The following is a 20869-nucleotide window of genomic DNA, read 5'->3' on the forward strand; positions in this document are numbered from 1 at the left end:
CTATTTTATATCAAATCGAGGTATAAATTTGAAGTACAGTTACTTGAAAATACTTTTTTAATGGAGCAGTCTTATTTCATCGCTTCAACTAATAAGTCCACGATATGGACCGCCCGCATTGTAGAGGATAAGCCTTCTCGTTCAATGCCAAGCTGCATCTGTAATAAGCATCCTGGATTTGCGGTGACAATCGTCGTTGCGTGTGTCGCTTTGGCCTCAATCATTTTTGCGTCGAGCATTACCATCGACATCTCTGATTCGACAATATTATAGATTCCGGCCGAACCGCAGCAGCGATCGGCATCCTTCATTTCTTTATATTCTGCCCCTTGGATGGCTTGAAGGAGTCTTCTTGGTGCGGCGGCTGTTTTCATGCCATTTCTTAGGTGGCAAGAATCCTGGTAGGTGATCACCTGCGCAGGAAGTTCTAATGTTACCTTTTTATGAAAATCGACGGCTGCTAATATTTCGGAAATATCTTTTATCTTTTCCTTAAAGTCTCTAGCGCGGTCTTTCCAAGCAGGATCATCTTTCAGTAAATGATCATAATCGACTAAGAAGGCGCCGCATCCACCGGCGTTGGTAATGATGAAATCAACGTTAAGGTCTTCAAAGGCCCTAATATTCCGTTTGGCTAAGTCTTTTGCTGCTTCTTTTTCTCCACTATGACCGTGGAGCGCCCCGCAGCACGTTTGATTTTGCGGAATCACCACTTCACAGCCGGCTTTTTGCAGCAGCTTCATGGTGGCATCGTTTGACTTCAGGAACATCGTGTCCATTAAACAGCCGCTGAAAAAAGCAACTCTGTGTACCTTCTCAGCTATTGCTGGTAAATAGGTTGGCCGATTTTTCATCTCTTTCATCGTTGGCACATTTGGCAATATTTTTTCCATCGAGGCTAATTGGTCTGGTAACAGTCCTAAAAAGCCGATTTTTCGAGCAATCGTTTGAATGCCGGAGCGCTGATAAAATCCGATTAAGCCGACCACCCCGCGCATGCGGTTCTGGTGCGGGAACAGCTCTTGAAAAACAGTTTTTCTGACAACCCGCGCTGGCAGAGAGTGCTTTTTGTTTTGATGGATAATATCTCTAGCCTCTTCGAGTAAATGGCCATAATTCACGCCGGAAGGACAGACTGGTTCACAGGCGCGGCAGCCAAGACAGAGTTCAAGCGATCGCTCAAAATCCTCATCCGGCTCAATCAGCCCATCCACAACGGCCTTCATTAGTGCGATCCGGCCTCTTGGAGAATGAGATTCTTTGTATCCTGATTCAATATAGGTCGGACAGGTTGGCAGGCAAAAGCCGCAGCGCATACAGTTGAGCAGTTCATCTTCGTTCATCCGCGCTTTAAATTGTTCTTGAATCGTTTGTTTTTCTTTCACTGTTGTCATCTTGTAATCACCACGCGTTTCTTGCTGTCTTTGGCAAAAACCTTCCCAGGATTCATGATTTTATTTGGGTCAAACGCTAGTTTAATAGATTTCATTGCTGCAATTCCTTCTTCTTTCAATTTCCATTCAAGGTAGGGGGCTTTCATCGCGCCGACTCCATGTTCCCCGGTAATCGTTCCGCCCAAATCAATCGCTTTTTCAAAAATTTCCTCAAAGGCTTTTTCGACCCGTTCCATTTCTTCATGATTTCTTGCATCTGTTGCACAGGTTGGATGGAGGTTTCCATCTCCGGCGTGGCCAAACGTACAAATGGTCAGCTGGTATTTTTCAGTTATCTCATTGATCGCCTGCACCATATTTGCAATTTCTGATCTAGGAACCGTCGCGTCCTCGAGTATCGTCGTCGGTTTTAAGCGTGCAATCGCAGAAAGTGCGGCCCGTCGTGCTGTTCTAAGTGCGTCCGCTTCTGCCTCAGAAGCGGCGACTTGAATCGAAACCGCATTTTCTTGCTTACAAACTTCCGCCATTTTAATTAAATCACGCTCGACCACTTCGGGCGGGCCGTCCTGCTCGATTAAAAGAACGGCCTTGACATCGGTAGGCAGCCCGATTTGAGCAAATTCCTCGACCACCTTTAAGGTTGGCTGGTCAAGGAACTCCAGTGTTGTAGGAATAATTTTATTAGCAATGATTTTTGAAACCGAGTTTGCGGCAGCAGATAGGTCTTGGTAAAGGGCTAGCATCGTTTGTTTCGTCTCCGGCATCGGAATCAATTTGAGTGTGGCCTCGGTAATGACAACGAGCGTGCCTTCAGATCCCACAAACAGCCGGGTTAAATCATAGCCAGCAACATCCTTTGCCAGCTTTCCACCGGTCCTGATGATGTCGCCATTTGGCAGAACGACTTCAAGGGCGATGACATAATCGCGTGTCACCCCGTATTTAAGACCGCGCAACCCACCGGAGTTCTCATTGATATTTCCGCCAATCGTCGAAATCTTCATCGAGCTTGGATCGGGCGGATAGAACAGCCCTTTTTCTTCCACTTTATTAATCATATCAAGGGTAATGACACCGGGCTGGACGGTGACAGTTAAATTTTCCTCATCAATTTCAAGGATTTGGTTCATATGCTTAAAAAGCAGGACAATCCCGCCCTCGGTTGGGCATGTCCCAGCACAAAGGTTGGTCCCGGAACCGCGCGGAACAATCGGAACCTTATGCTCATTACATACCTTTAGGATTTGAGAAACTTCTGCCGTATTCCTCGGGCTGATTACCGCATCAGGCATCGACTGGAAGTTCGGTGTGGCATCATATGAGTAAACTAAGCGTTCGACTTGGGAATCGTCGAAGTTTTCCTTGGTTACAATGGAAATTAGTTCTTCTTTTACTGTATTCGAGAGCATTTGGTTTCCCCGTTTCATTTTTTTGTCTATTTTAATGTTTCTTACAGTATAGGTGATTCTTGTTTGAAAATCAGAATATTATATAAATTTTCGTCCTAAAAAAGGGGTGTCAGGCACCACTACAATTTGAAATTAAATTTCAGTAATATTATATTAAAAATAAAATAAAATTACAAAGGGGAAATAATAGGTGAAATATCGACTATTAGCGACGGACTTAGATGGCACGTTATTAAATGATGAAAAAGAGATTGATGTGGAAACAATCGAGGGGATTCACGAATACCGCCAACGAGGGGGGAAAGTCGTAATTTGCAGCGGGCGTTCCCCGCTTTCAACCCAATGGATTGCCCGTACGATTGGACTTGAGGGGGAGCCAATCATTGCATACAATGGGGCGATCCTAATCGATGAAAATGGAAAGGTCAGCGAGCAATCAGTTTTTCAATACGAGCCGCTGTTGAGCTTTTGGGAATTATGTGAGGCGGAGGGCATCTATGCCCATTTTTACGAGGGGGATACGCTCCTGGTCCCACAGGTGAATAAATGGAACGAGAAATGGATTGAAAATAATATCCCCACCCTTGAAAAATCAGGGGGAGAACGTCAACATTGTCAAAGTTTTCGAGAAAGATGCGAGGTGAAAGTCGTTGAAGACTTTAACCGATACTTGAAGGAACAGGAGCCGAACATTACAAAAATTGCTGTCTTTGACGATGGGAACAAGCTCGCTGATTTTACCAAACGGCTTAAAGAGCAGGCAGTGGATATGGAAATTAGCAGCAGTTTTAACTTTGTTAATTTAGAAATTACCCCCACTGGTGTGACAAAGGCGTCTGCCCTTATGAAACTGACCGAGGAGCTGAAGATTCCACTCTCTCAAACGTCTGCGATTGGTGATAATTACAATGACGCCCTCATGCTCTCGGTTGCCGGCCTTGGAATTGCGATGGGAAATGCGCCCGAAAAGGTGAGACAATTAGCGGATCAGGTGACTGGTACGAATAATGAAGTTGGTGTTGCTAAGGCGATCCGCCGCTATTTGCTTGAATAATGTCCAAATAAACATTTCAGTACAATAGTGTTTTAAAACAACATTTCACTATTTTAATAAAAATCTTGAAATGTTATTTTAAAGGTAATATAATAAATGTACGGGTAACCGTTTTCACCTCAGAAAAGACTTACAGGAGGATCCAAAAAAATGGCAGAAAATCTTGAATTATTAACGACAGAATCGCGAAATGAACAGTCGATGCAAATAGATACAGCAAATCCAATCGAAATATTACGAATCATGAATGAGCAAGATCAACTGGTCGCATTAGCGGTCAAGGATGTGTTACCAGATGTGGAGGCAGCGGTTCAATTTGTGTTTGAATCCTTTAAAAACGGCGGGCGCCTCATTTATTTAGGTGCAGGCACGAGCGGAAGATTAGGAGTTCTAGATGCAGTCGAATGTCCGCCTACCTTCAGCACGGACCCTGAAATGGTCCAAGGGATTATGGCAGGGGGAGAAGGCGCCTTTTTGAAAGCAGTCGAAGGAGCAGAGGATCAGCCTGATCTTGGTGTAGCCGATTTGAAGGAATTGGGTCTGACAAAAGATGATACCGTTATTGGAATTGCGGCCAGTGGGCGGACACCTTATGTCATTGGTGCCCTTCGATATGCACGAAGCATTGGGGCGAAAACGGTTGCTCTTTCGTGCAATAAAAATGCGGCGATTAGTAAGGAAGCCGACCAAAGCATCGAAGTGATTGTCGGTCCAGAGGTACTAACTGGTTCGACTCGCTTGAAATCAGGGACCGCCCATAAAATGATTTTGAACATGATTTCAACTTCTTCAATGATTCTTTTAGGAAAAGCCTATGAAAATTTAATGGTCGATGTTCATGTAAGCAACCAAAAATTGAAGGAACGAGCGATCGGCATCATCCGTAAAATTACCGGGGTATCCTATCAACAGGCTTTGGAGACATTAGAGGCATCAGATCTGCAAGTTAAAACGGCAATCGTCATGATAAAAACGAATAGAAATAAACAAGAAGCCGAACGATTATTAACAGAAGCGAATGGCTATGTAAAAAAAGCAATCCAAATCGTGGCAGAGTAATTTTAAAAAAGGTGGTCTTTGGTGTGGCAGCAGGCGGTTTAAAAATGATTCAAAATATGCTGGAACAGCTTCCAGCTTCCGAGCGGAAAATTGCTGAATTTATTCTTGATAATCCTCAAGCGATTTTAAACAGTACCGTTCATGACATCGGATTGCAGGCTAATACAAGTGGTGCTGCTGTGATTCGGCTGTGTAAGTCCTTGGGCTTAAATGGCTTTCAAGATTTAAAAGTAAGAATTGCTGGGGATCTTGTGAAACCAGTTGAACAAGGGTACCGTGATATCGAGCCTGGTGAATCTTTTTTCTCTATCGCTCAGAAGACAACGAGTAATAGCATTCAAAGCATCCGCGACTCGGAAGAGATGATCAATTACGATGAATTGGAACGTGCTGTTCACACCTTGTCGACTGCTCAAAATGTTCATTTTTTTGGGATCGGGGCTTCAAACATCATCGCTAGGGACGCGCAGCAAAAGCTCCTTAGGGTTCATAAAAATGCAACCGCCTTTTCGGATACACATCTTGTTGCCACATTGATTGCCAATGCCAATAAGGATGATCTGGTGTTTGGAATTTCCCACTCAGGAGAGACACCTGAGGTGATTAAAGTTATGGCACTCGCAAAAGAGCGCGGCGTTAAAACAATTAGTTTAACGAAATATGGGCAATCATCGGTCTCTGCTTTGGCAGATATTAAATTGTTTACCGCATATTCAGGTGAGGCTCCGTTTCGAAGTGCAGCCACTTCATCACGCCTTGCGCAGTTATATATCATGGATATTTTGTTTTTATCGATGGCAACCGTTCAATATGAGGATACGATTCATTCCATTGATAAAACAAGAGAAGCGATCCGGTTTATTAAAGAAGGGAAATAGTCCTTTCAGGAGGTGATGTGAACACCATTCCATCTCTTATTGTCCTGCAATACTGACTTGGAATAAGAAGTTCACTTTTGAAAAAACAACAGAGAGAAGGGGAATTAGTATGGCTGGAGAGAATAAAATTTTAGCAGAAAAAATTCTTGAACAATTAGGCGGCCCAGCGAATATTGAAAATTATACTCATTGTATGACAAGACTTCGTGTGACACCGAAGGATGATTCGATTGTCAACCAAGCTGCCATTAAGAAAATAGACGGAGTCATGGGAGTGGTAGAAGAAGAAACACTCCAAATTATCTTAGGCCCTGGAAAAGTAAACAGGGTGACAGAAGAGTTTGGTAGATTGATAGATGCTGCTGGCGGGATCGATTTGAAAGAAAAGGCAGCCAGCAAAAAGGCTGAAATTAACAAAAAGAATGCCACACCATTTAAGCTATTTTTACGAAAAATCTCAAGTATTTTCATTCCATTAATCCCAGCACTTGTCGCTTCCGGATTGATTACAGGGATCACCAAAGCAATCGTCCAAGCGGGATGGTTAGCAGCAGATTCCCAACTTGCGACCATCTTGTCCGTTATTGGAAGCGGTTTATTTGGTTACCTTGGTATTTTAGTTGGTACCAATGCAGCGAAAGAATTCGGTGGTTCACCCGCACTTGGGGCGATTGCCGGTATTTTAATCATTAACCCAGCTGTTGCAGGAATCAAATTGTTTGATACCGCTTTACTTCCTGGACGGGGCGGCTTAATTGGAGTTCTCTTTGCAGCCATCTTTATTGCCCTTGTTGAAAAACGAGTTCGTCGTTATGTTCCACAATCGCTTGACCTGTTTATCACGCCAACGGTTGCTTTATTGCTTACTGGTATTGTAACTTATCTTGTTTTTATGCCGCTTGGTGGTTTCGTTTCAGATGCGATTACAAAAGGATTAACTTCGCTGCTTGATGTGGGTGGTGTCGTGGCTGGCTTTGTGCTTGGTGCAACCTTCCTGCCGCTCGTTGTCACTGGTTTACATCAAGGCTTAACACCAATTCACTTGGAGTTAATTAATACGCTTGGAAATGACCCGCTTCTGCCAATCTTGGCTATGGGTGGTGCAGCACAAGTCGGCGCTGCGTTTGCAATTTACTTTAAGACGAGGAAAAAACGCTTAAAAAGAGCGATTGGCGGGGGGCTGCCTGCAGGAATTCTTGGAATTGGCGAACCACTTATTTTCGGTGTGACCTTACCATTAGGCCGTCCATTCTTAACTGCCTGCTTAGGTGCGGGTGTTGGCGGTGCGTTCCAGGCTGTCTTCCATGTAGCAACAATTGCTGTAGGGGTTTCTGGTTTACCGCTTGCCTTCCTAGTCGTTTCTGGCCAAGTCCTGCTTTACCTGCTTGGTGTGTTAATTTCTTATGCTGCTGGTTTCTTGTTCACCTATTTATTCGGCTTCAATGATGACATGGCCGGTGAGTTTGATTGATCGGTATTTCCTTCTATTTAAATGACCCTTTAGCAGAAGAACGGATTGTGCTCGCAGGAAAAATGGGTGTGAGGCGGGCGTTTACGTCGCTTCACATCCCTGAAGAGGCAGGCGATTTAGCGGGCCGGGCGAAATCGTTGCTTAAAGCAGCAAAAGAAGCTGGAATAGAGGTTTATGCGGATGTATCGGCACGAACACCTGCCCATTTACGATTAGAAAGCTTATCTGCGTTAAAATCCTTAGGAGTCATCGGTTTGCGTTTGGATGACTTTTTTGAAAATGATACGATTTTGACCCTGGCTAAGGAATTCAAACTTGCTCTCAATGCCAGTATTTTGTTTGAGAAAGATGTGCGTGCTCTCCTTGAGGGCGGGTTAGAGGCTGGTCAGCTGCTGGCTTGGCATAATTTCTATCCAAGGCGTGAAACGGGCTTATCTGAATCGTTCTTTGAATCACAGAATGAACTTTTTAGACGGTATGGTATTCCAGTAAGTGCGTATATTCCAGGAGACGGTGAGAAACGCGGCCCTCTGTTTGAAGGGCTGCCCACCTTGGAAGCGCATCGTGAAGTCGATCCGTATCTGGCGGCACTGGAGTTGTTCCGGGCGGGTGTCGATGATGTGTATATCGGCGATCCGGAGGTAAGTGAGGAGCTTCTTAGTAAATTAATGGAATTAGACCGTTTTGGTCGGGTTTCGCTCCGAGTGGAAGGGTCTCAAGAAGGGGAGTTCCGGCTTCGCCCTGATTTTTCCCGTGACGTTCTCAGGCTTATGGATACGAGAAGTTCAGGCTCGGTCGTCGCTGAGAATACGGTGGCACGACCGGTGGGGACGATTACGAGAGACAATGACCACTATGGACGATATCGTGGAGAGGTACAAATCATGCTTCATGACCTACCGTCCGATGAGCGAGTTAATGTGGTTGGAAGGGTAGTGGAGGCGGATGTGCCGCTGCTTTCCTTAGTGCAACCGGGTCAACTTGTAAAACTGATTAGGGTCTGATTCCCGTAGAGTAAATGAAAAACCAAAGGTAATGGGTTCATTAACAGAAAGAGCTGAATCAAAAGTTGTTTAGCCTAACAACTTCATGATTCAGCTTTTTTGAATGTTACTGAAAGATAAAGATAAAGATAAAGATAAAGATAAACCGTCTAAGCGACCAAACTCATCAAGAAAGGTATAGCTTCTTTTCTATCAATTATTCAAACTTCATATTGTTATAAGTAAGTTTTTTGTATTTTTACTTAACGTATCTGCTTTAATGTAAAGTACATTCTTTTTACGGAAAGGGGGAAAAAAGGAGCTGTTTAAGCAACAGCCCTAGAAAAACCGAGAGATATATAGCATGGGAAGACTACAAAATTGCTATGAATAGTCTATTGTAATCCGTATGGCTCCAAACCATTCTTTTTCACATTAATACGCCAAACCTCATTTTTCAATGATTCTGTTACATAGAGGTATCCATCGTGAAAAGTCAGGTTCGTGGAAAATGTCCCCGCACTTTCAGGAAGACGAATCGTCCCATATTTAAATCCACTAGGGTCAAGTACTACAATTTCCCCTGCTTGGAAATGTGCTACGTAAAGATTTCCCTCTGTATCAACAGCTAAACCATCTGGACCTATCCCGCCTTCAAACTGACCGAAAACAAATGCAACTTCACGTTGATCCTTAGCATTTTTTGATGGGACAGAGATAATTCGATTTGTGCCAAATTCAGAGATATAAACACGTTGTCCATCTGCTGAGATGGCTATTCCATTAGGATAAGCAATATTTTCTTGAAAAAGCTGCAATCCGGAACCGTCAGGCGGGAGATAGAAGACACGGCCTGTTGGCTTCGTTGCACTAGATCCTGTGGGCTCGGTAAAATAAAGTCCACCGGAAGTATCAAAAACCAAATCATTAAGTCCTTTTAATGACGTACCATTGTACGAATTAACAATGGTAGTACGCTGACCAGTAGTAGTGTTATAAGCATAAAGTTCTCCTGTACCATCAGCGATAAAGAGTCGTCCATCTTTGTGAAATTTTGCTCCAACAGGAACCTTATATTTTTCACCAACAATTGAAACCTTTGAACCTTCAACCTTCATTATTTCTCCAGTGGCCGGACTGACCATCCATATTTCTCCGTTACGGTCAAAATTAATACCTTCCATGAACCCACTACCAGTAACGACCTTTTCCCATAGGCTTTTAGGATAAACAATTTCTGAAATAGAATGTCTATCCTTCGATGGGACCGGTTTTGTTACATATAGTGCTCTTGCTCCAACGGCACTTACGGTTACTAGAGAGATTAATATTAATACTGTTACTGTTAATACCCTTTTTCTCATTTAATAGACGCCTCCTTTTTATCTAAAAGAATCTCTCGGAATTCTAATAAATTAAAACGCTTTCTATTTAATTAATTTGTATACTACCCGATCTCTCAAATAACTGACTGAAGAATTCATTAAGTAACGTACGCAACAACAATTTATCATAATCTTTTGAATATTTACAACATAAAAAAGTACTCGTTTTTATCATGAACTCAGTGTAATTTTACTACTATTTAATTCATGTTTATTCTGTTAAACTAATAGTTTAGTTTGTAATCTACGCGTAATCGATCGTTTGTATCTATTTTCTTTGTCATCAAATCAAAGAAAGATAGTGTTATTAAATGAAAAAAGATTAGGATTTCTCCTAATCTTTGCTTATGCATTTTTATAAACGCCATCAACTTGAAAGCCACATTTTCATCTGCACCTGTACTCTCATTCATAAAGTGCTTTAAAGCGAATGCCTAACGCTAATTTAAGGAGCTTCTGCTCTTGCATGATTAGTTCTATTTCTGCTTGTTCAAGCGAAACTTCCTTGAACTCAATTTCACAATTGGGCTGCATCTGGGCCAAACAAGGCAGATCGATGGAAATGACTTGACCGATTTTGGGATATCCTCCTGTCGTTTGTCGGTCAACCATTAAAATTATCGGCTGTCCGTTTGAAGGTACTTGAATGGTCCCGTACGTAACTCCTTCTGATAGCAGCTCAAACTTCTCTGATAAGTGGAGGGATTCACCTTCCAACCGATAGCCCATCCGATCCGCCTGAGTGGTTAACATGTACCGATCCGAAAAAAATGTTTGCTGACTAGCCGTATCGAAACGCTCGAACTCTGCCCCTCGTAAGACCCTAATTGTTTGTGTTTTATTGAATCTAATAAATTCTGAATAGTTGACTGACCATGGAAAATGAGTAGTCATTTGTTCGAGCTGATGAACGAATGACCGACTGATTCTATTGAAGGTTCCGCTCTCAAACACATCCCCTTTTTGTAATGCTCTGCCGTGAAACCCTCCAATTGCCGCACGAAGATAAGTGCTTTTACTTCCCATCACTTCAGGAACATCGATTCCGCCTGCGAATGCCACGTAGGCCCTACAGCCATTAATGGCGGATTTAAACTTTAAAATAGAGCCTTTGCGAATCAGGATCGGCCGCCACATCGGTGCAACATTTCCATCAATCGCAGGCTGCAGGTCACCACCTGTAATCGCAATTAACTCATCCGTTTCAAATTCGAGAGTTGTCCCAAACAGGGTAATTTCAAGTGCGCCTTCTCCTTCGTTATTTCCGACGAGTAAATTTGCAATTTTAAGAGAAATAGGATCCATTGCTCCACTTACGAGTACCCCAAATTTTTGTGAACCGAATCTCCCCAAATCTTGGATTGTTGTCAATAATCCAGGCTGATGCACTTTAATGCTCATTGTTTCATCTCCCTATAGGAAGCGTACTCTTCATGAGAAATTGGTACATAGCGGATTCTATCTCCAGACTGTAACATCGTTGGCGGTGAAAGTTCGGGAAGAAACAAATCAAGCGGGGTGCGGCCGATAATTTGCCATCCACCTGGTGTTTCCAGCGGGTAGATGCCTGTTTGTTTACCAGCAATTCCAACAGATCCCGGCGCGATGGCTAGGCGTGGTGAATCCTTACGTGGTGTGGCAATTCTTTCGTCCATTCCCCCCATGAACGGAAACCCCGGCGCAAAGCCAATCATATAGACTAAGTAATCAGCTGACGAATGAATTTGAATTACTTTTTCAACAGAAAGTCCATGATACATTGCTACGTACTCTAAATCTGGACCAAATTCTCCTCCGTACAAGACTGGGATGGTTATTAGCCGTTGTTCGGGTTTTTCACTCGTTCCTAATTGATCTAGTAACTCCAAAATTAAGGTGCTTACTTTTTTATAAGGACTTGTTGCTTCATTATCAGGGTTGGACAAATAGACGGCAACAGGATTGTAATAAATGGTCAAGCTATTATAAGACGGTACAGGTTCAATTAATCCTGTAAACGGCTTTTTTTCTAATAAGTTGGATAGATTTTTCACCTTTTCATGGATGGCGGGGCTCATTCCATCGCCTAACTGAATCACAAGAGCAGAGTCCCCTAAAGACCTTATGTTAACATTATTTTTCTGATGGGCCATTATAAACAGCTCCTCGGAGTTTCGAATTTCGGTAACCAAGTTCTGTTAAACGGATACTACAAACATTATAGTTTATATTTAAAAACAAGACTAGGAATATAGAATATTATGATATTTATAATTTTTGGGCAATTTCGTAAACAATATTTAATTGAAAATATTTATGCTAGAATGGGTTTAAGTTTCAAAACTAGAGTTCCGAATTTCGAAACTACATAATCATGAAAGCGCTTTTGTTTGGTGGACGAGTGATCAAGATGGAGGGGAGAAACATGTTTCAAGTGGATTTGAATTGTGATTTAGGGGAGAGTTTTGGCCGGTACAAGCTTGGGGAGCAGGAAGAAATTTTGAAATACGTTACATCTGCAAATATTGCTTGCGGTTTTCATAGCGGAGATCCAAGTGTGATGAGAGAAACGGTGAAGATGGCCATTGCCAATGGGGTCAAAATTGGAGCACATCCTAGTTTGCCAGATTTAAACGGATTCGGGCGAAGGGAAATGGCTATTACACCTCAAGAAGGATATGACATGGTCGTCTACCAAATTGGGGCATTGCAAGGATTTTTAATGACGTTCAATGAAAAAATGCAGCATGTAAAACCCCATGGTGCTTTGTACAATATGGCTGCCAAGGATCGAAAACTTGCCGAAGCCATTGCACAAGCGGTTTATGACGTATCCCCGTCCTTAATATTATTCGGCCTTGCCGGCAGTGAATTGACAAAAGCCGGAGAGAAGATCGGTTTACGCACGGCACATGAGGTATTTGCAGATCGTACGTATCAAGCGGACGGGTCTTTGACTTCTCGCTCACAAATGGATGCGCTGATTACAGATCAAGAACAATCTGTCGCACAAATTGTGAAAATAGTGACAGAAGGAAAAGTAGTATCTCAGCAAAAAACAGAAGTTTCGCTGCGTGCAGATACCATTTGTATTCACGGTGATGGTGCACATGCCCTTGCCTTTGCCAAATATATTAACGAAACATTAGACAAGAACAATATTACGGTAGATGCAATCAGTAACTTGGAGGTTTACTATGGAAGATGAAGCATTCAGTGTGCATAAAACGTATCTATTGAAAATAGGCTAAACATTTCGTAGTCTTATAGAAGATACTGCGATAAACAGAGTCTGCAAAGTACTATACTATCGTGAGGCGATGCATCAGTGCGTCGTCTCTTTGAACTTTACGGTGACGAGTTCGACCTGCTTGTTTGTCGTTGAAAAAGGGGATGGAGAATATGTCTACAAAATCGAAGGCTGCGCTTTTCGTGCTCATTTTGATCTGGGGTGCAAGCTGGCCAATCAATAAATTAGCAGTACCCTATTCACCGCCATTGCTTTATGCAGGACTGCGTTCACTGTTAGGCGGAATCTTGTTGACACTAATTATTTGGAAGACGCGGAAGGCGATCAATTGGCGGAATAACTGGCAGAAGTACTTTATTGCGGCTTTCTTTAACTCCATCCTTTTTTTCGGGCTTCAGACATTAGGATTGCTCTATTTACCGGGTGGATTGTTTTCCGTACTTGTCTATTTCCAGCCGATTTTACTTGGCCTTTTCGCTTGGCTCTTCCTTGGAGAATATTTATCGCCAATCCAAATCATGGGGTTGTTGCTTGGATTTGTTGGGATCGCAGTTGTTAGTGTCGATGGTTTGACCGTTTATATCTCAGCAATCGGAGTGACACTCGGGTTACTAACAGCGGTAAGTTGGGCGTCAGGTGTTATCTACGTAAAGAAAGTAAGCAAAGAAGTGGATGCATTTTGGATGGTGGCGATTCAATCTGTGATTGGAGGCATTTTCCTCCTAGGGACCGGCACAGTGTTTGAAAGCTGGTCTGCAATCGAATGGAATCGATATTACATAGTAGGGCTCTGCTTTGGTGCGACCATTGGCATCCCATATGCCTACATCCTTTACTACAAGCTTGTTAATGCGGGTGAGGCAAGCAAAGTTGGTTCCTATACGTTTCTCATTCCTATTGTTGCTGTTCTCCTCGGCGTGCTTTTTTTGGGAGAAACGGTGACCTATACACTGATTGTCGGGATGCTATTAGTTGCCACAAGCATTCATTTTGTGAATTTCCGGTATAAGCCTAAATACAAAAGGATGAGTAATAAATAAAATCATCGACTTAATTAAATATTCCTTAATAAGCCCACTTGATTTGGTGGGCTTATTTTTATTAGACTATATTTTCTTTTTCACATAATCATTGCGATACTTAGCAGGTGAAACATTCATCATTGTAGTAAATACGCGTGTAAAGGAATGCACTGATCCAAAGCCGGTCACATCAGCTATCTCTTTAATAGGAATGCTTGTCATTTCAAGCAGGCGAGCCGCCTCTCTTACTCTTTCCTTGCGAATATAATTGGAGAAACTTTCACACAGTTCAGTGGAGAAGAGTCTTGATAAATGACGACTAGAAATGTGAAGATAGTTGGCGACATGTTCTAGCTTCAATGGTTCTGATAAATTATCACGAATAAACAGCTTTGCTTGATATAAATGGGTGGGAGAACGATTCGAAAACATTTTTTCTTGATTTCGACTTCTCTGATTTGTTTCGGAAAACATAGTGCTAAAGGACAGGATGAGCGTGTGTGCCATATTAGTAATGAAGTTAAAATCGTTGGCACCGCCGTTTGACGTATAATCTACCAATGCCCTCCATAGTAAGGCCGTTGGGGAATCATCAGCAACACTGGTACAAATTCTATTTGTTTTCGCCAGTAGATTATACATGCGAATGGCATCAACCTTTGATTGTTCATGTAAAATCTCGAAAGCAACAAATACAAGAAAAAGTCCGGTTTCGCTTAAAATTTGGTGATGAATGTTCGGACGGGATAAAAATACTGTACCTTTCTTTAAAGGATATTGTACATCCAGGTCTTTATACTGTCCTTCTCCATTTAGAACATAACAAACTTCAAAAAATGAATGCCTATGTACCGGATTGTTAAAATGCTCCGGGTTCACTCCCCAATAATGCACCTTAAAGGAAATTTCTTCTCCAATCGGACGCATTGCATATTGATTCAACATTCCTTCACTGAGTTTACATGATTGGACGACCAAAAATATCCCTCCGATGTCTTCAAAAGACAAAAAAACAGCCTCTTTTGATAAAGACTGGAATCCATTATTTTCTTAAAATTATAACAATTATACTATTAATCTTAAAGGAGGAAATTATCATGATTACTTCAAAGGATGCTGATTTTTACAAAGAAAATGGATACTTGCTTGTTAAAGGGGTTTTTTCTAAAAAGGAAGTAGAGCAAATGAAAACGGCGGTTGAACGCATTATTCAACGTGCAGCAAATACTAAACATGATCGAAATCATGCCTGGCAAGGGGAGTACATCCCCGCAAAAGAGTTAAAGAAACTTGTGTTAAAAGGATTTCATGACGTTCATTATCATGATGCGTCTTTCTCAAGAGCGGTTATTCATCCTAATATGGTGTCTATTTTGCAAAAGCTGATCGGACCGAATGTGCAATTACATCACTCCAAAATGCTGGTTAAACCACCTGAAAAGGGAGCAGCTTTTCCAATGCATCAGGATCATCCGTATTTCCCACATGAAAGTCATACCATGCTGGCAGCTAGTGTTCACCTTGATGATGCAGACTTGGAAAACGGATGCCTAAGGGTGATACCAAAATCTCATCAAGAAGGACCACTTTCTCATGTAGGCAGTCACTACTTAAATCATAAGGAATATCCGATTTCCATAGGGACTCCCTGCCCTGCTGAAGCAGGGGATGTACTGTTTTTTAATTATTTAACGGTACACGGTTCGGATAGTAATCGCAGTAACCGTCCGCGCAGAAACGTATTATTCCAGTATCGTGATCCTGCCGATAAACCGTCCGCCGATGTACATGTGAACTGGGGGCAAGGTTTGATGGTCTGTGGAGAAAATCCAACGTTCCGTGATTATCATGCTAATTTTGCCTTAAAATAGTGAATTGAGAGGAAACAGTTACAAATAGGGTAGGTCTACGTGACCGAAAAGAGTCAGGAGAAGAGAAGCGGGTAACGTAGAAGGGCTCTACGTGACCGAAAAGAGTCAGGAACGGAGAAGCGGGTAACGTAGAAGGGCTCTACGTGACCGAAAAGAGTCAGGAGCAGAGAAGTGGGTAACGTAGAAGGGCTCTACGTGACCGAAAGGAGTCAGGAGCAGAGAAGTGGGTAACGTAGAAGGGTTCTACGTGACCGAAAAGAGTCAGGAGCAGAGAAGCGGGTCACGTAGAAGGGTTCTACGTGACCGAAAGGAGTCAGGAGCAGAGAAGTGGGTAACGTAGAAGGGCTCTACGTGACCGAAAAGAGTCAGGAACGGAGAAGCGGGAAACGTAGAAGGGCTCTACGTGACCGAAAGGAGTCAGGAGCAGAGAAGCGGGTTACGTAGAAGGGTTACATTGGGGAGTGATTTAGTTGGGTCTGACCCCACCCCCCTTAAAATAATAAAGTAAGGCAGGGAGACTGGTGTCACTCTGCTTTTTTTGCATTGGGGAACACCGAATTTGTCGAAAATCTGCCTCAAACGAGTGACATTTCAAACAGTATAAATCTAACATTTCATTTATGATAAATAGTATCTGGACAACAAAAAACGAGTATTTATGCAAAATGCAATGAGAGGAGACCTTTATGAGAAATCAAGGAAAAAGCACCGATTTAGGTTTGTTTATTCAAACCTTTAAATCCGTTCTGCTACATCTACCTGTGCCCTGCTATATTCTTGATCTAGAAGGTACGATTGTCTTTTCAAATGATGAAACGATCCAGCTGACAGGGTATCAACGAGAAACAGATTTCAAAAGGAGTTTTCTCTCTCAATTGGATGATGAATATATCGATAAAACGATCGAGCATTTTAAGACCGTTCTAACGGGTGAAAGGCTTCAGTTTCAGATAGAGATTAGGCATCAAAATGGGGAAAGTATCCCGTTAAATATCATCTCGATCCCGCTTGAAATCCGTGGATTGGTTCAAGGGATTTGTGGCTTTATTTTGGAAGAGTCTGAAAAAGGTGCTTTCATCCATCAACCTTTTGATCCGAACAATTGGGATAAAATTTTTAAAGAAATAGATATTTGTTTATGGTCTGTCGATGCAAAAACGATGGAGACCCTGCAAATATCCTCAGCCTGCCAGCGTATTTTGGGTTATTCCGAGGCGGAGTTTGTTGAGAATCCCTATTTGTGGATGGATCTCCTCCATCCCCTTGATAAAACTGTCGTGCTGGAGCAGTTGGAGTTATTGGACAAAGGACAGTCAGTTAGGCTTGAATACCGGATTCGAACTCAAAATGGGGTGGGTAAGTGGGTTTTCGATTATATCGTTCCCATTTTTGATGATCAAACGATTGGTCCAGTGAGATTTGATCGGGTTGTGATGGATATTGATCATCGAAAAAGAACCGAATCCGAATTAACCTATCTAGCTTTTCACGACCCGTTAACAGGATTACCGAACCGCAGGGAATTTGATGAACAGCTTCGAACAGCCATCCTGGAAGCGAAGAGAAAAAAGCAGTTCGTTGGGATCTTATTCATCGATATTGATCGGTTCAAGGATATCAATGATTCACTCGGTCACAAAATGGGTGATCGATTGATTAAAATCATCGCTAATCGGTTAAAAAATCATATCCGTCCTGAGGATGTGGTCTCACGTCAGGGCGGGGATGAATTTGTCATTTTATTAAAAAATCTGCCGAATAGTCATGTGATTGAGGAAATGGCCGCAAAAATTAGCCAGGTGGTTGCAGAGCGGATCACGCTGCTTGAACATGAGTATAGAGTGAGTGTAAGTATTGGAACAAGCATTTTCCCTGAACATGGGCGAGATGGGGAAGTGCTCATGATGAGGGCTGATCATGCGATGTACCTGGCGAAGGAGAATAAATCGGGTATTCAGCAATATCAACTCGGCATGTCAAAAAGCCTGTCACGGAAAATGCTGCTTGAACAATATCTTCATCGAGCGATTGAACAAAACGAGTTGTATTTAGAATATCAGCCCATTTTTGATGTTTATGCCAAGAAAGCAATCGGTCTTGAAGCACTCCTCCGTTGGAAGCATCCTGTCTTGGGGAGTATTCCACCGGTAGAATTTATTCAAATTGCCGAGGAATCTGACCTGATTATTAAACTTAGCAATTGGGTTTTATCGTCTGTCTGCCACCAGCGGCGGATATGGTTGGATAAGGATTTACCCGATTTTTATATTTCTATCAATGTGCCGGCTAGACAAATCCATCAAGCTGATTTCATTGATTCTATCAAACGAACGTTACATCAGTATAATTTACTACCGGAACTATTAAAAATAGAAATTACCGAAAGAACAGCGATGACGGATGTCCAGAAAACATTGAAGACGATGCGTGAACTGAAAGAATATGGGGTTGATATCATTCTTGATGATTTTGGGATCGGTTATTCATCGATTAGTTACCTGGTTCAGTACCCGTTTAATACCATCAAAATTGATAAATCCTTTATCCAGGGTCTAGATAATAAAAATCAAAAGTCGGTTTGTCGGGCATTGGTTGCAATGGGCAGAAATCTTGGAATGAATGTGGTAGCTGAAGGTGTCGAGGAAATGGAGCAATATCAATATTTATGCAGCATTGGCTGCCATAAAATACAAGGCTACTATCTTAGCAGACCCACTTCAGTCGATTTGGTTGAGAAGTTTTTCTAAGCAGCGGTCTGCCCCCCGACATGAAGGAATGGCATTGGATTGATAGCCACGGTTATCAACCTTTTTTCTTTACTTTAACTTTACATTAGAATACTTGAAATTCATTATTTGTTGTTCTAATATATAAGCAAATAATTATATATAAATTTGATATAACATAAAAAGAATGTGTTTAGAAAACTGTGAGGATATGTATAATTTCTTGGATTCAACGGAATATTAAAACACCATAATTTACATGGATTTTAAATAAGTATATTATTATTTGCCTATATGAAGGGAGGTGTCCAAACTGTTGAAATCAATAGTTGAAATAGAACGAGCGGCCAACGTTTTAAAATTATTAGGGGATAAAACACGCTTGACCATTGTGACGATTTTAAAACAAAGAGAATGCTGTGTATGTGAATTTCTTGAAGTGTTTGATATGAGTCAGCCGTCTATTAGTCAGCATCTTCGAAAACTGAAGGATTTAGGGTTAGTTAAAGAGGATCGCAGAGGTCAGTGGATCTATTATTCCTTGAATTCACAAAGTGATTTATATGGACTTATAGAAGAAATTTTAGAGCATGTGCCAGTTCAGACAGAGAAAATCAAACAGATTGAAAAGAGCAATCCTACGCTTCGTTGTGGATGCTAAGCAAATGATCAACAAGGGGATTAAAACAAAATGAAAAAAAAGTTAATCAGCGAATTTTTAGGAACTTATTTTCTTGTTTTTGCTGGAACGGGTGCAGTTGTAATAGATTCGATTACTAAAAGTTTAACTCATGTAGGCGTAGCCCTTACATTTGGGCTAGTTGTAATGGCACTAATTTTCTCGTTTGGTCACCTATCTGGTGCACACTTTAATCCAGCTGTTACCATTGGATTTTTAATTCATGGGGATATAAAGAAGAGAGAAGCACTTTATTATATTATTATTCAAATCATTGCCGGGATTGCAGCAAGTGCAACGTTGTGTTGTTTATTTGGAAACGTTGCAACGCTCGGTACCACCTTACCAAGAGGATCATGGTCACAATCGTTTATTTTGGAATTTATCCTTACTTTTTTCCTGATGATGGTTATATTCGGTTCTGCTGTCCATGGTAAAGCGGTAAAATCCTTCGCAGGAATTGCCATTGGTGCAACGGTAGGATTGGAAGCTATGTTCGCTGGTCCAATTAGTGGTGCTTCAATGAATCCTGCAAGATCTATTGGTCCAGCCATCGTATCAGGTACAACACAACATCTATGGGTGTATATTGTCGCTACTATTTTAGGAGCAGGTTGTGCGGCAATGATTTATAAACTACTACACGAAAATTAAAGGAGCACATCATGTCTAAAAAGAAACTTTACTTCTTATGTACAGGAAATTCTTGCAGAAGCCAAATGGCTGAAGGATGGGCTAAGAATCACTTAGGTGATGAGTGGGAAGTACGCAGTGCTGGGATCGAAGCACATGGACTTAACCCCAATGCTGTAAAAGCGATGAAAGAGGCTGGAATTGATATTTCAAGTCATACCTCTGACATTATCGACCCTGAATATTTAAACAATGCCGATCTAGTTGTTACATTATGTGGTGATGCGGCTGACAAATGCCCTGTTACTCCACCAAAAGTAAAGCGAGTTCATTGGGGATTTGATGACCCAGCTAAAGCACAAGGTACAGAAGAAGAAAAATGGGCTTTCTTCCAACGTGTCCGTGATGAAATCGGAGGACGTATTAAGCGTTTTGGTGAAACTGGCGAGTAAGAATTAAAAGCCAAGAGTAACAACTAAAAACTTTTATCAATGCTACTAAGTAAACATTAAAGGTGGAGTAAAACCATGGCTGCAAAAAACTATAACGAATTAATTAAAGATCATATTTATTTTGGCGGAGCAGATGATGTGAAGGACATGATGGAAAATGAAAAAGCCGATATTATTTACGATCGGAGTCGCATGAGAACAAGTCAGGGTACGATCGTATCCATAGTCCAATCGTTGATGATGCAGAGCATCAAGACGAGTCAATCAAAAAGTCAATTGAGCATGTTGTAAGTGCCTATAACGAAGGCAAAAAAGTTTATTTCCATTGTGGTGGTGGAAGCACCCGAGCGGGAACAGTTGCAGTTGGAACCTTATTGTCATTAGGTAAAGCGAAGACAATTGATGAGGCAGAAAAAATTGCTAAGGCAGCTCGTCCAAAAATTAACGTAAAACCTCAGATGAAAGAAGCATTGCAACGCATCTTTCCTAATTCTTAGTAATAAAACACTAACATTTATGGGATAAGACTTTCTGATTTCCAAATTGATAAAAAATAAGTAGGATAAGTAAATGAATATAGAAATAAAAACTTCATCTTGTTGCTGATAGATTTTATTTCAATAA

The 20869-nt window shown here is 41.7% G+C and carries 20 protein-coding genes; 14 read left to right on the plus strand and 6 right to left on the minus strand.

The annotated features are described in order from the left end of the window. Window positions 1–71: 71 nt before the first annotated feature. Together J7E77_RS25660 and glcD are read right to left on the minus strand one after the other, a co-directional pair. Entirely contained in the window at window positions 72–1394 is a 1323-nt protein-coding gene (locus J7E77_RS25660) for a (Fe-S)-binding protein (RefSeq protein ID WP_214717790.1), read from the minus strand. Continuing rightward, on the minus strand, window positions 1391–2803 hold the full coding sequence (glcD, locus tag J7E77_RS25665; protein ID WP_214717791.1) for a glycolate oxidase subunit GlcD: 1413 nt from the start codon (window positions 2801–2803) through the stop codon (window positions 1391–1393). The genes J7E77_RS25660 and glcD overlap by 4 nt, the downstream gene beginning before the upstream one ends. Before the next feature lie 190 nt (window positions 2804–2993). Between glcD and J7E77_RS25670 the strand changes: the two genes are divergently transcribed. From J7E77_RS25670 to J7E77_RS25690, 5 genes are all read left to right on the plus strand, one after another. After that, entirely contained in the window at window positions 2994–3857 is an 864-nt protein-coding gene (locus tag J7E77_RS25670; RefSeq protein WP_214717793.1) for a Cof-type HAD-IIB family hydrolase, read from the plus strand. A gap of 150 nt (window positions 3858–4007) precedes the next feature. Next, the gene (gene murQ, locus J7E77_RS25675) at window positions 4008–4916 is read left to right on the plus strand and encodes an N-acetylmuramic acid 6-phosphate etherase (protein WP_214717794.1); all 909 of its coding nucleotides are present in this window, start codon (window positions 4008–4010) and stop codon (window positions 4914–4916) included. A gap of 23 nt (window positions 4917–4939) precedes the next feature. Further along, the gene (locus J7E77_RS25680) at window positions 4940–5794 is read left to right on the plus strand and encodes a MurR/RpiR family transcriptional regulator (RefSeq protein ID WP_088089843.1); all 855 of its coding nucleotides are present in this window, start codon (window positions 4940–4942) and stop codon (window positions 5792–5794) included. Window positions 5795–5903: 109 nt separating this feature from the next. Beyond that, complete coding sequence (locus tag J7E77_RS25685; protein WP_214717796.1) at window positions 5904–7265, plus strand: PTS transporter subunit EIIC; 1362 nt, start codon at window positions 5904–5906, stop codon at window positions 7263–7265. Beyond that, on the plus strand, window positions 7262–8269 hold the full coding sequence (locus J7E77_RS25690) for a MupG family TIM beta-alpha barrel fold protein (RefSeq protein ID WP_214717798.1): 1008 nt from the start codon (window positions 7262–7264) through the stop codon (window positions 8267–8269). Before J7E77_RS25685 ends, J7E77_RS25690 begins: the two co-directional genes overlap by 4 nt. Before the next feature lie 374 nt (window positions 8270–8643). Here J7E77_RS25690 and J7E77_RS25695 read toward each other — a convergent pair whose 3' ends face one another. From J7E77_RS25695 to pxpB, 3 genes are all read right to left on the minus strand, one after another. Further along, on the minus strand, window positions 8644–9612 hold the full coding sequence (locus J7E77_RS25695) for an SMP-30/gluconolactonase/LRE family protein (RefSeq protein ID WP_214717799.1): 969 nt from the start codon (window positions 9610–9612) through the stop codon (window positions 8644–8646). Window positions 9613–10038: 426 nt separating this feature from the next. Then, window positions 10039–11034, minus strand: a complete 996-nt coding sequence (locus J7E77_RS25700; RefSeq protein WP_214717800.1) for a 5-oxoprolinase subunit C family protein — start codon at window positions 11032–11034, stop codon at window positions 10039–10041. Next, window positions 11031–11765: a 5-oxoprolinase subunit PxpB gene (pxpB, locus tag J7E77_RS25705; RefSeq protein ID WP_214717801.1), complete on the minus strand. Its 735-nt coding sequence runs from the start codon at window positions 11763–11765 to the stop codon at window positions 11031–11033. Before pxpB ends, J7E77_RS25700 begins: the two co-directional genes overlap by 4 nt. A 272-nt stretch (window positions 11766–12037) precedes the next feature. Between pxpB and J7E77_RS25710 the strand changes: the two genes are divergently transcribed. Further along, entirely contained in the window at window positions 12038–12820 is a 783-nt protein-coding gene (locus tag J7E77_RS25710; RefSeq protein ID WP_214717802.1) for a LamB/YcsF family protein, read from the plus strand. Between the two features lie 185 nt (window positions 12821–13005). After that, window positions 13006–13902 carry a DMT family transporter gene (locus tag J7E77_RS25715; RefSeq protein ID WP_214717805.1) on the plus strand — a complete coding sequence of 299 codons (897 nt, stop codon included), beginning with the start codon at window positions 13006–13008 and terminating at the stop codon, window positions 13900–13902. Between the two features lie 66 nt (window positions 13903–13968). Here the strand turns inward: J7E77_RS25715 and J7E77_RS25720 are convergent, their stop codons facing one another. After that, window positions 13969–14892: an AraC family transcriptional regulator gene (locus J7E77_RS25720; protein WP_214717808.1), complete on the minus strand. Its 924-nt coding sequence runs from the start codon at window positions 14890–14892 to the stop codon at window positions 13969–13971. Between the two features lie 89 nt (window positions 14893–14981). On the opposite strand from J7E77_RS25720, the gene J7E77_RS25725 reads away from it, so the two are divergent. The 7 genes from J7E77_RS25725 to J7E77_RS31530 all read left to right on the plus strand — a co-directional run bounded on the left by J7E77_RS25725 (window position 14982) and on the right by J7E77_RS31530 (window position 20742). After that, window positions 14982–15755: a phytanoyl-CoA dioxygenase family protein gene (locus tag J7E77_RS25725; protein ID WP_214717811.1), complete on the plus strand. Its 774-nt coding sequence runs from the start codon at window positions 14982–14984 to the stop codon at window positions 15753–15755. Window positions 15756–16441: 686 nt separating this feature from the next. Continuing rightward, on the plus strand, window positions 16442–18502 hold the full coding sequence (locus tag J7E77_RS25730) for a sensor domain-containing protein (protein WP_214717813.1): 2061 nt from the start codon (window positions 16442–16444) through the stop codon (window positions 18500–18502). Between the two features lie 292 nt (window positions 18503–18794). Then, complete coding sequence (locus J7E77_RS25735) at window positions 18795–19142, plus strand: ArsR/SmtB family transcription factor (protein ID WP_214717927.1); 348 nt, start codon at window positions 18795–18797, stop codon at window positions 19140–19142. A 30-nt stretch (window positions 19143–19172) separates the two neighbouring features. Further along, window positions 19173–19814: an aquaporin gene (locus tag J7E77_RS25740; protein ID WP_214717814.1), complete on the plus strand. Its 642-nt coding sequence runs from the start codon at window positions 19173–19175 to the stop codon at window positions 19812–19814. An 11-nt stretch (window positions 19815–19825) separates the two neighbouring features. Further along, on the plus strand, window positions 19826–20245 hold the full coding sequence (gene arsC / locus J7E77_RS25745) for an arsenate reductase (thioredoxin) (protein WP_214717816.1): 420 nt from the start codon (window positions 19826–19828) through the stop codon (window positions 20243–20245). Between the two features lie 75 nt (window positions 20246–20320). Then, window positions 20321–20536 (plus strand): hypothetical protein, encoded by a 216-nt coding sequence (locus tag J7E77_RS31525; RefSeq protein ID WP_308160766.1) that lies wholly within the window; start codon window positions 20321–20323, stop codon window positions 20534–20536. Beyond that, entirely contained in the window at window positions 20476–20742 is a 267-nt protein-coding gene (locus J7E77_RS31530; protein WP_308160774.1) for a protein-tyrosine phosphatase family protein, read from the plus strand. The genes J7E77_RS31525 and J7E77_RS31530 overlap by 61 nt, the downstream gene beginning before the upstream one ends. Window positions 20743–20869 lie beyond the last annotated feature (127 nt).

The organism is Bacillus sp. ISL-77 (genome assembly GCF_018613105.1).

Bases quoted from the DNA above. Each gene is read 5' to 3' on its own strand.
- glcD (WP_214717791.1), bottom strand. From the start codon at position 2,803: ATGCTCTCGAATACAGTAAAAGAAGAACTAATTTCCATTGTAACCAAG.
- J7E77_RS25730 (WP_214717813.1), top strand. From the start codon at position 16,442: ATGAGAAATCAAGGAAAAAGCACCGATTTAGGTTTGTTTATTCAAACC.
- pxpB (WP_214717801.1), bottom strand. From the start codon at position 11,765: ATGGCCCATCAGAAAAATAATGTTAACATAAGGTCTTTAGGGGACTCT.
- murQ (WP_214717794.1), top strand. From the start codon at position 4,008: ATGGCAGAAAATCTTGAATTATTAACGACAGAATCGCGAAATGAACAG.
- J7E77_RS25685 (WP_214717796.1), top strand. From the start codon at position 5,904: ATGGCTGGAGAGAATAAAATTTTAGCAGAAAAAATTCTTGAACAATTA.
- J7E77_RS25715 (WP_214717805.1), top strand. From the start codon at position 13,006: ATGGAGAATATGTCTACAAAATCGAAGGCTGCGCTTTTCGTGCTCATT.
- J7E77_RS25700 (WP_214717800.1), bottom strand. From the start codon at position 11,034: ATGAGCATTAAAGTGCATCAGCCTGGATTATTGACAACAATCCAAGAT.
- arsC (WP_214717816.1), top strand. From the start codon at position 19,826: ATGTCTAAAAAGAAACTTTACTTCTTATGTACAGGAAATTCTTGCAGA.
- J7E77_RS25710 (WP_214717802.1), top strand. From the start codon at position 12,038: ATGTTTCAAGTGGATTTGAATTGTGATTTAGGGGAGAGTTTTGGCCGG.
- J7E77_RS25695 (WP_214717799.1), bottom strand. From the start codon at position 9,612: ATGAGAAAAAGGGTATTAACAGTAACAGTATTAATATTAATCTCTCTA.
- J7E77_RS25725 (WP_214717811.1), top strand. From the start codon at position 14,982: ATGATTACTTCAAAGGATGCTGATTTTTACAAAGAAAATGGATACTTG.
- J7E77_RS31525 (WP_308160766.1), top strand. From the start codon at position 20,321: ATGGCTGCAAAAAACTATAACGAATTAATTAAAGATCATATTTATTTT.
- J7E77_RS25740 (WP_214717814.1), top strand. From the start codon at position 19,173: ATGAAAAAAAAGTTAATCAGCGAATTTTTAGGAACTTATTTTCTTGTT.
- J7E77_RS25660 (WP_214717790.1), bottom strand. From the start codon at position 1,394: ATGACAACAGTGAAAGAAAAACAAACGATTCAAGAACAATTTAAAGCG.